This is a genomic window from Paenirhizobium daejeonense (genome assembly GCF_014280875.1).
GTDB classification, from domain to species: Bacteria; Pseudomonadota; Alphaproteobacteria; order Rhizobiales; family Rhizobiaceae; genus Allorhizobium; species Allorhizobium daejeonense.
In genome coordinates this window covers 247,529-259,968 of sequence record NZ_JACLAL010000006.1, presented here as the reverse complement: position 1 = coordinate 259,968, position 12,440 = coordinate 247,529, and the positions used below count along the sequence as shown (strand labels likewise).

The following is a 12,440-nucleotide window of genomic DNA, read 5'->3' as shown; positions in this document are numbered from 1 at the left end:
CCCATGCGTTACGCCTCCATCACCGAGCGGCTTGCTCACCTTGGTTCGGGAAAATGGGCCGTTCATATCGAGGCCCGCCGCAAGGCAGCACAAGGTATTCCCGTTATCGAACTGACGATCGGGGAACCGGATGTTGCCCCGGATCCGGCCCTGCTCGCCGAGTGCGCCCGTGCCATGTATGCCGGCCGCACCCGCTATTCGAACGGGCGCGGCGAGCCGAGCGTGGTGAAGGCGCTGGCAGCAAAATACGCGAAACGCCGGCCTGACGTCACCGAACGCAACATCCTCTGTTTCCCAGGCACGCAAACCGCACTCTTCACGGTGATGCTCGGCCTGCTCGAACCGGGCGACGAGGTGCTGGTCGGCGATCCCTTCTACGCAACCTACGAAGGCGTCATCGCTTCCAGCGGCGCGCGCATGGCGCCCGTTCCGCTTCGGCCCGAACACCACTTCCACCTGCAGCCGGATGATCTTGCCCGGGCGATCACCCCTCGATCGCGCGTGGTCCTTCTCAATACGCCGCACAATCCGACCGGCGCGGTGCTGTCGGCGAACGAGATCGCCGCCATTGGCAAGGTCTGCCGTGATCACGACCTCTGGATCGTCTGCGACGAGGTCTACGAGGAACTGATCTTCGACAAGCCTTTCGCCTCGCCCTTCGACCAGCCGGATCTGGCGGAACGGACCATCGTCGTCTCATCGATTTCCAAGTCCCATGCGGCCCCCGGTTTCCGCAGCGGCTGGGCCGCCGGCCCGGTCGAATTCTGCGATCGCCTGCTGCCTGTCTCGGAAACCATGCTGTTCGGCGTCCAGCCCTTCATCGCCGACATGACGGCAATGGCGCTCTCCGAGCCCTTCGACACCTCAACCGTCATGCGTGGCAATTATGCCCGCCGCGCCCGCCTCGTGGCCGACGGCCTTGCCGGCAACGGACCGCTGCAGCCGATGATGCCGGAAGGCGGCATGTTCATCGTGATCGATGTCAGTGCGACCGGGCTTACCGGCCTCCAGTTCGCCCATCGCCTGCTGGACGAGAAGAACGTCGCCGTCATGCCCGGCGGCTCCTTCGGCGAACAGGCGGAGGGTTTCATACGCGTGTCGCTCACAGTCGATGACGAAAAGCTCGCGGAAGCCACGGGACGTATGGCCGAACTGGCGACGGAACTGATCGATCGGGAGGATCAACAGAAATGGGCGGCGAACTGAAGACAGTCGGAGAAGCACTGATCGATATTCTGGAGGCGAATGGCGTCGACACCGTCTTCGGCATTCCGGGCGTCCACACCGTCGAGCTTTATCGCGGCCTTGCCGCCTCGAAAATCCGCCACATCACCCCGCGCCACGAACAGGGCGCCGGCTTCATGGCGGACGGCTATGCCCGCGTCAGCGGGAAACCGGGTGTCTGCCTGCTGATCACGGGTCCGGGCCTCACTAACGCGATCACCGCCATGGCGCAGGCGCAGCAGGATTCCGTGCCGCTTCTGGTTATCTCCGGTGTCAATGTTCGCTCCAGCCTCGGACAGGGCCGCGGCCGGCTGCATGAGCTGCCCGACCAGCACGCGATGATGGCGTCCCTCACGCTGATGAGCCACACCCTTCTCGATCCGGCCGATCTGCCTGCGGTGATGGCGAGAGCCTTCACCATCCTGCGTTCCGGCCGCCCTGGACCGGTTCATATCGAAATCCCGATTGATGTCATGTCGATGAAGGTCCACCTTCCCCGCCTCGTCTCAAGCCCAGCTTTGCTGCCACGCGCCAATCTGGCCGGTGTGCTCGATCTTGCCGAACGGTGCCAACGTGCGCGAAAGCCGGTCATTCTTTGCGGGGGCGGCGCTGTTTCGGCTACGAGCACTGTTGAGACGCTCGCCGAAAGGCTCGACGCACCCGTTGTCACCACGGTCAACGCCCGCGGCATGCTGCCGGGGCACCCGCTTTCGGTGCCGGCAAGCCCCAGCCTCAAGGCGGTGCGAAAGCTCATCGCGGAAGCCGACCTCGTGCTGGCACTCGGCACCCAGATGGGTCAGACCGATTACGATATGTATGTAGATGACGGCTTTCCGGAACTGGAAACCCTCGTCCGCGTCGATATCGACGCCACGCAACTTGCGCGCGGGCCGAACGCCGCCATCTCGATCCTATCGAGCGTCACAAGCCTCGTCGACGATCTTCTGACGGAGATGTGCGAGGAAAGAACCGCCAATGGAGGAGCCGATCGCGCGGCGGCGGCGAGGGCTGCGGCGCACGCCGAACTCACCGACAAGATGCGCGCCGAGATCTCCATCCTCGAAACCATCCGTGACACGCTTCCGGGCGCGATCATCGTCGGAGACTCCACCCAGGCCGTCTATGCCGGAAATCTCTATTTCGAAGCGGACCGTCCACATGGCTGGTTCAATTCAGCAACCGGCTACGGTGCGCTCGGCTATGCCGCGCCCGCTTCGGTAGGCGCAAGCCTTGCGGAACCGGAAACGCAGATCGTTTGCCTGACGGGCGATGGCGGCCTGCAGTTCTCGCTTGCCGAAATCGGCTCCGCGAAGGACGCCGGCGCGCGCGTCATCTTCCTTGTCTGGAACAATGACGGCTACCAGGAAATCGAAACCTATATGATCGAACAGGGGATCACGCCGGAAGGCGTGAAGCCTTCGGCACCGGATTTCCTGAAGATCGCCGAGGCCTACTGCATTTCCGCGATGCGGCTCGCGCATGTGGACGATCTTCCGGCGGCCCTGCGAAGGGCAAGGGATGGAGGTGGTCTCGCGCTCATCGAAATCCACGAACAGAACACCGTCGGCATCACCGCCTGATACTCGCATGGCGACTAACGGCGGCATGAGCAAAATGTCTGATTGCCATGCCCCCCGCCGAGCGACTATCAGTCGGCCGGTGGGAGACGATGATGACGGACAGAATACCGGACCGGAAGAAGCAGCCGAAAGCTGAAACGGCGGAAGAACCTTCGCGCACGCCGCTGCGACAGGATCCGCATGCGGTGCGCGATCCCAAGGAAAACAATCTGGAAATTGCCATCGGCCATGAAGTCAGGGCATTCCGCAAGAAGCTCGGCATCACCGGCTCCGATCTTGCCGCCGCCACCGGCATATCGCTCGGCATGCTCTCGAAGATCGAGAACGGCAACACCTCCCCGTCGCTGACCACGCTGCAATCACTGGCCCGCGCGCTCGGCGTTCCGGTCACCAGCTTCTTCCGCCGCTTCGAGGAACCCCGCAACGCGGTCTTCGTCAAGGCCGGCGAAGGCGTGGAGATCGAGCGCAGGGGCACACGCGCCGGCCATCAGTACAATCTTCTCGGCCACATCCCGTCGAGCAGTAGCGGCGTCCAGGTGGAACCCTACCTCATCACCCTGACCGCCGATTCCGACGTCTTCCCGACCTTCCAGCATGCCGGCATGGAATTTATTTACATGCTGGAGGGTGAGGTGAAATATCGACACGGCGACCGGCTCTACACCATGCTTCCCGGCGACAGCCTGTTCTTCGATGCCGATGCCCGTCACGGCCCGGAAGTGCTGGTAAGCCTGCCGATCCGCTTCCTGTCGATCATCTGCTACCCCGACCGTCCCGAAAATCCGTGACGCTTTCCGGTGTCGTGTCACACGGCCTCCATCGGGCGCTGCAGATGCGATTCCTCTTGGCTACGGCTTTGAAATACGGCATAAAAAAGCCAATTTTCCCAGCGAAGGCACGAAAGATTTCCGCCCAGACCAGTTTTCTGATCGGCATCGCTGCACAAACCGGCCTTTTGAGTTCGGATCAAGGACCGACCGGCCGTTTATGTGCAAGCGAAGCGCCGAAGGAGGACAGCGGTCAAGACGAACCCTGACGAACGCTTTTTAAACCCAGAACCCGAGAAATTAAGTCTTCCCATGACTCCGCATGTTCCGTCGCGCGACTTTGAATCCAGACAGATCGATCATAACGACTCGATCCGGGCCGCCTATTTCACGATCGACGAGTTGCGCGAAAGCGCCGAGACGCTCGGCAGGGATGGCGCAAGCGAACTCCCGGGGCTGATCGATTTCGATTTCTTCGCCCGGCACAAGGAGAACGAACGGGAGATCCTGCGGGTTTACCGCGCGACCGCCGCGGATGTCGAGGCCGGCGCGACGATCACACCGGCGGCCGAATGGCTGCTCGACAACCACTACATCATCGAGGAAGCGATCCAGGAAGTCCGCCGCGACTTCCCCCGTCGCTTCTACCGCCAGCTTCCGACAATGAAGGTCGGCAATCGCGAGATCCCGCGCACCATGGCGCTGGCCTGGCTCTATGTCGCCCACACCCATTCGACGGTGTCGATGGAAAGCATGACGGCATTGGTCGAAGGCTTCCAGAAGCATCAGGTGCTTGAGATCGGTGAACTCTGGGCGCTGCCGTCCATCGTCCGCTTCGTCCTGATCGAAAACCTGCGTCGCATCTCTACCCGCGTCGATCGCTCGCGCCGTATGCGCCGCAAGGCGAACGAGGTCGCGGACGAAATTATCCGCCTTAATGATGCCGCCGCCTCGGCCGATATTCTCAAGCAGATTGAGCAACTGGCCGAAGACAACACGTTCGCTACCCAGTTCCTCTATCGCCTGCGCAACGGTTCGCAGGATACGAGCTTTGCCGTCAGCTGGCAGGAGCAGCGCCTGGAACAGGCCGGCCGCAGCGCCGAAGAGGCGATGACCGCCGAGCAGAACCGCCTGTCCTCCGGCAACGTCACCACCGGCAATATCGTCAAGGGCCTGCGCGAGATCGACGACAAGGAATGGTCGGTCTGGGTCGAGGACGTCTGCCTTGTCGACAAGATCCTGAGCCAGCATACCGATTATCGTCAGCTCGATTTCGGCTCGCGAAACGCCTATCGCAACACCATCGAAAAGCTTGCCCGGCGCTCGGAAAAGACCGAAATTGAAATCGCCCAAACAGCCATCGATCTCGCTGCCAACGCCAGACATTCGGGCGAGGACGGCGTTGCCCCCGATGTCGGCAGCTACCTCGTCGGCGCGAGGCGTCCTCTCCTCGAAGAGGCGATCGACTACAGCGTTCCCGTGTGGCGCAGCCTCGCGCTCGCCATCAAGCGGCTGAACTGGCTAGCCATCGCCATACCGGTCATCGGCCTGACCGTCGGTGCGCTGGCGCTGGTCGGATATTTTCTCGCCCAGGCCGGTCTCTCCACGCCGCTGATCCTCATCCTGCTGGCGATGTTCTCGCTTCCAGCCTCCGAAGGCGCAACCGGCCTCTTCAATACGCTGGTGACCCTGATGGTGAAACCGTCGCGGCTCACCGGCTACGAGTTCAAGACCGGCATTCCGGCGGACGCCCGCACGCTGGTTGCCGTGCCCTGCCTGATCGCCAAGCGCGACGACATCGACGAACTCATTCGCAATCTAGAGGTCCACTATCTCACCAATCCGCACGGCGAGATCTATTTCGCCCTGCTGAGCGACTGGCGCGACAGCTCCGTCGAGGAAACGCCGGCGGATCTCGAAGTCCTCGAATATGCCAAGCAGGAGGTGGCGGCCCTCAATGCCCGCTACGCCCATGTCGGCAAAACGCTGTTCTACCTCCTGCATCGCCGCCGGCTCTATAATCCGGCGGAAGGCTGCTGGATGGGCTGGGAGCGCAAGCGCGGCAAGCTGCACGAAATGAATCTGCTGCTGCGCGGCGACCGCGACACCTCGTATCTGCCGGGCGCCAACATGGTGCCGGAAGACGTGAAATACGTGATGACGCTCGACGCCGACACGCGCCTGATGCGCGACGCCGTCACCAAGCTCGTCGGCAAGCTGCATCATCCGATCAACCGCCCGGTGCACGATCCGAAGACCGGCCGCGTCGTCAGCGGTTACGGCCTGCTGCAGCCGCGCGTGACTCCGTCGCTCACCACCGGCGAGGATGCCTCGGTCTTCCAACGTGTCTTCTCGATGAACCGCGGCCTCGACCCTTACGTCTTCACCGTCTCCGACGTCTATCAGGACATCACCGGCGAAGGTTCCTTTACCGGCAAGGGCCTCTACGACGTCGATGCCTTCGAGACCTCGATCAAGGGCCGCATCGACGAGAACACGGTTCTCAGCCACGATCTTCTGGAAGGTTCCTTCGCCCGTTGCGCGCTGGTCACTGACGTGGAACTGGTCGAAGACTTCCCCACCCGCTACGAGGTGGAAATCTCCCGCCAGCATCGCTGGGCCCGCGGAGACTGGCAGCTTCTGCCCTACATCATAGATCCCGCCCGCGGCATCACCGCGCTCGGCCGCTGGAAGATGGTCGACAACCTGCGCCGCTCGCTGACCCCCATTGCCTGGTTCATCGCCTCGGCGCTCGGCTGGGCCACCATGGGCCCGGTCGGCGCCATGATCTGGCAGCTGGTGCTGATCTTCAGCCTGTTCGTCGCCCCCACCATCTCGTTGCTTTCGGGCATCATTCCGCGCCAGACCGACATCGTTCCCGCCGCCCACTTCCAGACGTTGTGGTCGGAAGTTCGCTCGGTCAACGCTCAGGTCGCGCTGCGCATCGTCTTCATTGCCGATACGGCCTACATGATGGCCGACGCCATCATCCGCTCGATCTACCGCATGGCGGTGAGCCGCAGGCTGCTCCTGGAATGGCGGACCGCCGCAAGCGTCCAGTCGGTCGCCCAGGGCGACATCATCTCCTATTACCGCTCCATGCGACACGCCCCGGTTCTGGCCGTGCTGGCAGTCGCCGCAGCTTCGCTGTCGGGTGACTATGGCTACCTGACCGGCCTGCCCTTCGTCGTGCTCTGGGTCTTCTCGCCGCTCGTCGCCTGGTATGTCAGCCAGTCCGCCGAAACCGAAGACAGCCTGGAGGTTCCCGAGCAGGTCACCGTCGAGCTGCGCAAGATCGCGCGCCGCACCTGGCGCTTCTACGAGACCTTCGTGACCGCCGGCGACAATTACCTGCCGCCGGACAACTATCAGGAAAACCCGGAACCGATCGTCGCGCACCGCACCTCGCCGACCAATATCGGTGTCTACCTGCTTTCGACCGTCTCGGCACGACACTTCGGCTGGCTTAGCTTCGAGCAGACCATCGAGCGCCTCGAACAGACGATCTCCACCGTCGAGCGGATGGACAAGTTCCGCGGCCATCTCTTCAACTGGTACCACACCGATACGCTGAAGACGCTCGGACCGCGCTACATCTCCGCCGTCGACAGCGGCAACCTCGCCGGCCACCTGATCGCGATTTCGTCCGCCTGCCGCGAATGGGGCGAAGCGCCTTCCGCCCACCTTCAGGGCAATCTCGACGGCATCGGCGATGTCTGCGGCATCCTCTATGAGACGCTGAAGGAACTGCCTGATGACCGCAAAACGGTGCGTCCGCTGCGCCGGCGTCTGGAAGAACGCATCCTCGGCTTCAAGACGGGACTTGCCTCCGTCAAGCGCGAGCGGGAATTCGCCTCGATCCGCATCGCCAATCTTGCCGTGCTCGCCCGCGACATCCAGAAGCTCGCCGCCAACCTGCACCACGAGGTACGCTCCGAGCAGAGCGCCGAAGTGACCCGCTGGACGGAATCGCTGGTCGGTGTCTGCGAGGCCCATATCGCGGATTCGTCCTTCGACCTGTCGAACATCGACCCGCTGCGGCAGCGTCTCTGCACGCTGCGCGACCGCGCCCGTGACATCGCCTTCTCGATGGATTTCAGCTTCCTCTACCGGCCGGAGCGTCGCCTGCTTTCGATCGGCTACCGCGTCGAGAGCCGCGAGCTCGACGAGGCTTGCTACGACCTGCTCGCCTCCGAATGCCGCCTGACCAGCCTGTTCGCCGTCGCCAAGGGCGACCTGCCGACCGAACACTGGTACAAGCTCGGCCGTCAGGTCGTGCCGATCGGCGCCCGTGCGGCGCTGATCTCCTGGTCCGGCTCGATGTTCGAATATCTGATGCCGCCGCTCGTCATGCAGGAGCGCCAGGGCGGTATCCTCAACCAGACCAACAATCTGGTCGTCGTCGAACAGATGAACCATGGTCGCCGGCTCAATATTCCGTGGGGTATCTCGGAAGCGGCGTTCAACGCCCGCGACCACGAGATGAACTACCAGTACACCAACTTCGGCGTACCGACGCTCGGCCTCAAGCGCGGCCTTGGTCAGAACGCCGTCATCGCGCCCTACGCCTCGATCCTTGCCAGCCAGTACTATCCGGAGGAATCCCTCAGGAACCTGGAGCGACTGCGCAAGCTCGGCGCGCTCGGCGCCTATGGCTTCCACGATGCGGTCGACTTCACCCCGACCCGCGTGCCGGACGGCAAGACCTGTGCAGTGGTCTACAACTACTATGCCCACCACCACGGCATGTCGATTGCGGCAATCGCCAACGTCTCCTTCAACGGCCGCCTGCGTGAACTCTTCCACTCCGACCCGGTGATCGAGGCCGCCGAACTCCTGCTGCAGGAAAAGCCGCCGCGCGAGATTCCGGTGATGAGCGCCAAATACGAGCCTCAAACCCCCGGCAAGGGTCAGGCCGACCTGCTGCGTCCGGAAATCCGTACCATAACCGACCCGGCCAACAAGGAGCGCGAAGTCGCCTTCCTCTCAAACGGCCATTATTCGGTGATGCTGACGGCAACCGGCTCCGGCTACTCCCGCTGGAACGGCCAGTCGGTCGCCCGCTGGAAGGCCGATCCGACCGAGGATCGCTGGGGCACCTTCATCTTCCTGCGCGACACGGCAAGCGGCCAGTGGTGGTCCGCGACCGCAGCACCCCGCCGCGCCGAGGACGAAAAGACCAAGGTCATCTTCGGCGACGACAAGGCCGAGTTCTTCAAGACGGTCGGCGACATCCAGACGAGCGTCGAATGCATCGTCGCCACCGAGCACGATGCGGAAGGCCGCCGCCTGACCATCCTCAACACCGGCCCGGAAGACCGCTTCATCGAAGTGACCTCCTATCTGGAACCGGTGCTGGGCTATGACGATGCCGACAACGCCCATCCGCTGTTCTCGCGCATGTTCGTCAAGACCGAATTCGGCCGCCGCCGCGATGTGATCCGCGCCGAACGCAACAAGCGCAGCCCCAGCGATCCGGATATCTGCGTCGCCCATCTGGTGGTCGACAATGCCGGCCCCGGCCGTCCGACCGAGTTCGAGACGGATCGTCGTCGCTTCCTCGGCCGTGGCCGCAGCCTTGCGGAGGCAGCCGCCTTCGATCCGGGTGCGACGCTTTCCGGCACGGAAGGCTTCACGCTCGATCCGGTGCTCAGCCTGCGCCGCGTCGTGCGCGTGCCCTCGGGCAAGAAGGTCAGCGTGATCTTCTGGACCATCGCCACGCCGAGCCGCGAAGAGGTCGACAAGGCCATCGAGCGCTACCGGCACCCGGACGCCTTCGCGCATGAACTCATTCACGCCTGGACCCGCGCCCAGGTGGAACTGCGCCACATCGGCATTACATCGCAACAGGCCGCGGCCTTCCAGCATCTCGGCCGCTACCTCGTCTATCCCGACCCGCATCTGCGTGCAGACCCGGAAACGGTCCGCAACGGCCTGCGTTCGCAGTCCGCACTCTGGCCGATGGCGATCTCGGGCGACTTCCCGATCTTTGCGCTCCGTATCAACGACGACATGGACATCGACATCGCCCGCGAAGCGCTGAGCGGTCTCGAATATCTGCGTCGCCGTGGCGTCACCGCGGACCTCGCGATCGTCAACGAGCGCGCGACCTCCTACATCCAGGACATGCAGCATGCGCTGGACCGCATCGCGGAAAACATGCGCAACCGCCTGCAGGATGTATCCGGCCGCCAGCACGTCTTTACGGTCCGCCACGACCTGATGGACGAGAACGGCTCGCAGGCCCTTCTCGCCGCCGCCCGCGTCGTCTTCCATGCTCGCAACGGCAAGATCGTCGACCAGATCAACCGCGCGGTCTCGCTGTTTGCCACGCCGCGCATTCCCGACGGATCCGAAGGCGAATGGGCCGGTCTTCTGCCGGCAATCCCGGCTTCGGCTCCGGTCGCAACGACACCTGTAACAGCCGACGACCTCGACATGTGGAACGGCTTCGGCGGCTTCGCCAAGGACGGAACGGAATATGTCGTGCGCCTCGACGCCGCAACCTCGACGCCGCAGCCGTGGATCAACGTGATCGCCAACGAGCAGTTCGGCTTCCACGTCTCCGCGGAAGGCGCAGGCTTCAGCTGGAGCCAGAACTCGCGCGACTATCAGGTCACGCCCTGGTCCAACGATCCGGTGACGAACCGTCCGGGCGAGGCCTTCTATGTGGTCGACCTCGAAAGCCGCAATACCTATGTGCCGTTCCAGTCGCTGAACCTCAACGACAGCGCCCGCTTCGAGACGCGTCACGGCCTCGGCTACTCGGTCTTCGCCAGCTGTCACGACGGTCTCGAACTGGAGCTGACCCAGACAGTCGACAGAAATCGTCCGGTCAAGCTTTCGCGTCTGGTGCTGAAGAACACCGGCGGCGAAGCCCGTACCTACCGGGTCTATGGCTATGCGGAATGGGTGCTGGGCAACAATGCCCAGAAGACGGCTCCCTTCGTTCTCGCCTCCCATGACGAGGAAACGGGCGCACTATTCGCCACCAATCCGTATGACATCAACTATCCCGGCCGCATCGCCTTCCTCGCCGGCATCGAAACGCCAGCCGGCTTCACCGCGAGCCGGAGGGAGTTCATCGGGCGCCATGGCACCATCCGCATGCCGCAGGCGCTTGCCCGCCAGTCGCGCCTCTCGGGTTCCATCGACACCGAGGGCGATCCCTGCGCGGCCATCGCGTTCGATATCGAGGTACCCGCGGGAGCAGAGAAGGATGTGACCTTCCTGCTTGGCGAAACCGCAACGGCAGAAGCCGCCCGCGCACTGATCGGCGAAATCAGGAAAGAAGACTTCCAGTCGATCCTGACAACGACCAAGTCCTTCTGGATGGACTTCACCGGCAAGCTGAAGGTTAGGACAGGCGACCAGTCTTTCGACAACCTCGTCAATCGCTGGCTGCCCTATCAGGCGCTCGCCTGCCGCATCTTCGCACGCGCCGGCTTCTATCAGGCCAGCGGCGCCTATGGCTTCCGCGACCAGCTGCAGGATACGCTTGCCTTCCTGCTGCATCAGCCGGCACTCGCCCGCCGCCAGATCCTCAACGCGGCGGCCCGCCAGTTCCCCGAAGGCGATGTACAGCACTGGTGGTTGCCGCAGACCGGCGCCGGCGTGCGCACCCACATCTCCGACGACGTGGTGTGGCTTGCCCATGCGGTCGATGAGTACATCACGGCAACCGGCGACAAGACCTTCCTAGAGGAGAAGCTCGCTTTCCTCGAAGGACCGCTGCTTGACGAAAACCAGCATGACTCCTTCTTCCAGCCGACGGTGTCGGAACAGGAAGCGGATCTCTACGAGCATGCAGCCCGGGCACTCGACCTCGCGGTCGCGCGCACCGGCCCGCACGGCCTGCCGCTGATCCTCGGCGGCGACTGGAACGACGGCATGAACCGCGTCGGCGCCAAGGGTCAGGGTGAAAGCGTCTGGCTCGGCTGGTTCCTTGCCGCAACGCTCAAGTCCTTCATCGTCTATGCCGAGGACCGGGGCGACAAGGATCGTATCTCGCGCTGGACGGCGCATCTCGCAACGCTTTCCGAAGCGCTGGAGACCGCCGGCTGGGATGGTGACTACTATCGTCGCGGCTACTTCGACGACGGCACGCCGCTCGGCTCGAAGGAGTCGGAAGAGTGCCGGATCGACTCGATTGCCCAGTCCTGGAGCGTGCTGTCCGGTCAGGGCAAGGCGGAGCGCACCGTCAAGGCGCTCGATGCGGCCGTTGCCGAACTGGTCGATGAAGAGGCGGGCATCGTTCGCCTGTTCACCCCGCCCTTCGCCAAGTCGCCGCTCGATCCGGGCTACATCAAGGCCTATCCGCCGGGTGTGCGCGAAAACGGCGGCCAGTATACCCATGCCGCGATCTGGCTCGGTCTGGCACTCGCCAAGGCCGGTCGCGCGGCAGACGCCTGGCGCTGCTTCGAGATCCTCAACCCGGTCAATCACGCCCGGAATGCGGACGCCGCCGAACGCTACCGCGTCGAACCCTATGTCGTCGCAGCCGATGTCTATGGCGGCGATGCCTATCCGGGTCGCGGCGGCTGGACCTGGTACACCGGTTCGGCCGGATGGCTCTATCGCTTCGCCGTAGAAGGCCTGCTCGGCATCAGCCGCAAGGGCAGCCTGCTGTTCGTACAGCCCGCCCTGCCACCGGAATGGAACACCTTCGAGGCTACGGTGACGATCGACGGCACGACCTATGAGATTGCCGTCGAACGCAGCGGCGATGCGGCCTTCGCCGTCACCGTCAACGGCAAGAAGGTCACCGACCCGGCAAAGGGTTTCAAGCTCGCCAAGTCGAAGTAACGACTGCTCGGGACAAGAACAAAACAAAAGCCCCGGCTGTGAGAGCCGGGGCTTTTTCGTTGAG

The 12,440-nt window shown here is 63.5% G+C and carries 5 protein-coding genes; all 5 read left to right on the top strand.

Annotated elements, in window-relative coordinates; all coding sequences use genetic code 11:
• Nucleotides 1-3: 3 nt before the first annotated feature.
• The 5 genes from H4I99_RS16375 (at nucleotide 4) to H4I99_RS16355 (ending at nucleotide 12,376) form a co-directional block, all read left to right on the top strand.
• Complete coding sequence (locus H4I99_RS16375) at nucleotides 4-1,206, top strand: pyridoxal phosphate-dependent aminotransferase (protein ID WP_163902129.1); 1,203 nt, start codon at nucleotides 4-6, stop codon at nucleotides 1,204-1,206.
• Complete coding sequence (locus tag H4I99_RS16370) at nucleotides 1,191-2,804, top strand: 5-guanidino-2-oxopentanoate decarboxylase (protein ID WP_163902131.1); 1,614 nt, start codon at nucleotides 1,191-1,193, stop codon at nucleotides 2,802-2,804. The genes H4I99_RS16375 and H4I99_RS16370 overlap by 16 nt, the downstream gene beginning before the upstream one ends.
• A 92-nt stretch (nucleotides 2,805-2,896) precedes the next feature.
• Nucleotides 2,897-3,592: a type II toxin-antitoxin system RelB family anti-toxin gene (gene relB / locus H4I99_RS16365; RefSeq protein WP_163905942.1), complete on the top strand. Its 696-nt coding sequence runs from the start codon at nucleotides 2,897-2,899 to the stop codon at nucleotides 3,590-3,592.
• Nucleotides 3,589-3,840 (top strand): hypothetical protein, encoded by a 252-nt coding sequence (locus H4I99_RS16360; RefSeq protein ID WP_163902133.1) that lies wholly within the window; start codon nucleotides 3,589-3,591, stop codon nucleotides 3,838-3,840. The genes relB and H4I99_RS16360 overlap by 4 nt, the downstream gene beginning before the upstream one ends.
• Before the next feature lie 43 nt (nucleotides 3,841-3,883).
• Entirely contained in the window at nucleotides 3,884-12,376 is an 8,493-nt protein-coding gene (locus tag H4I99_RS16355) for a glycoside hydrolase family 94 protein (RefSeq protein WP_163902135.1), read from the top strand.
• Nucleotides 12,377-12,440: the final 64 nt, after the last annotated feature.

What these genes read in the sequence shown, in the direction of transcription:
- H4I99_RS16375 (WP_163902129.1), top strand. Translation starts at nt 4, where the DNA reads ATGCGTTACGCCTCCATCACCGAGCGGCTTGCTCACCTTGGTTCGGGA.
- relB (WP_163905942.1), top strand. Translation starts at nt 2,897, where the DNA reads ATGACGGACAGAATACCGGACCGGAAGAAGCAGCCGAAAGCTGAAACG.
- H4I99_RS16355 (WP_163902135.1), top strand. Translation starts at nt 3,884, where the DNA reads ATGACTCCGCATGTTCCGTCGCGCGACTTTGAATCCAGACAGATCGAT.
- H4I99_RS16370 (WP_163902131.1), top strand. Translation starts at nt 1,191, where the DNA reads ATGGGCGGCGAACTGAAGACAGTCGGAGAAGCACTGATCGATATTCTG.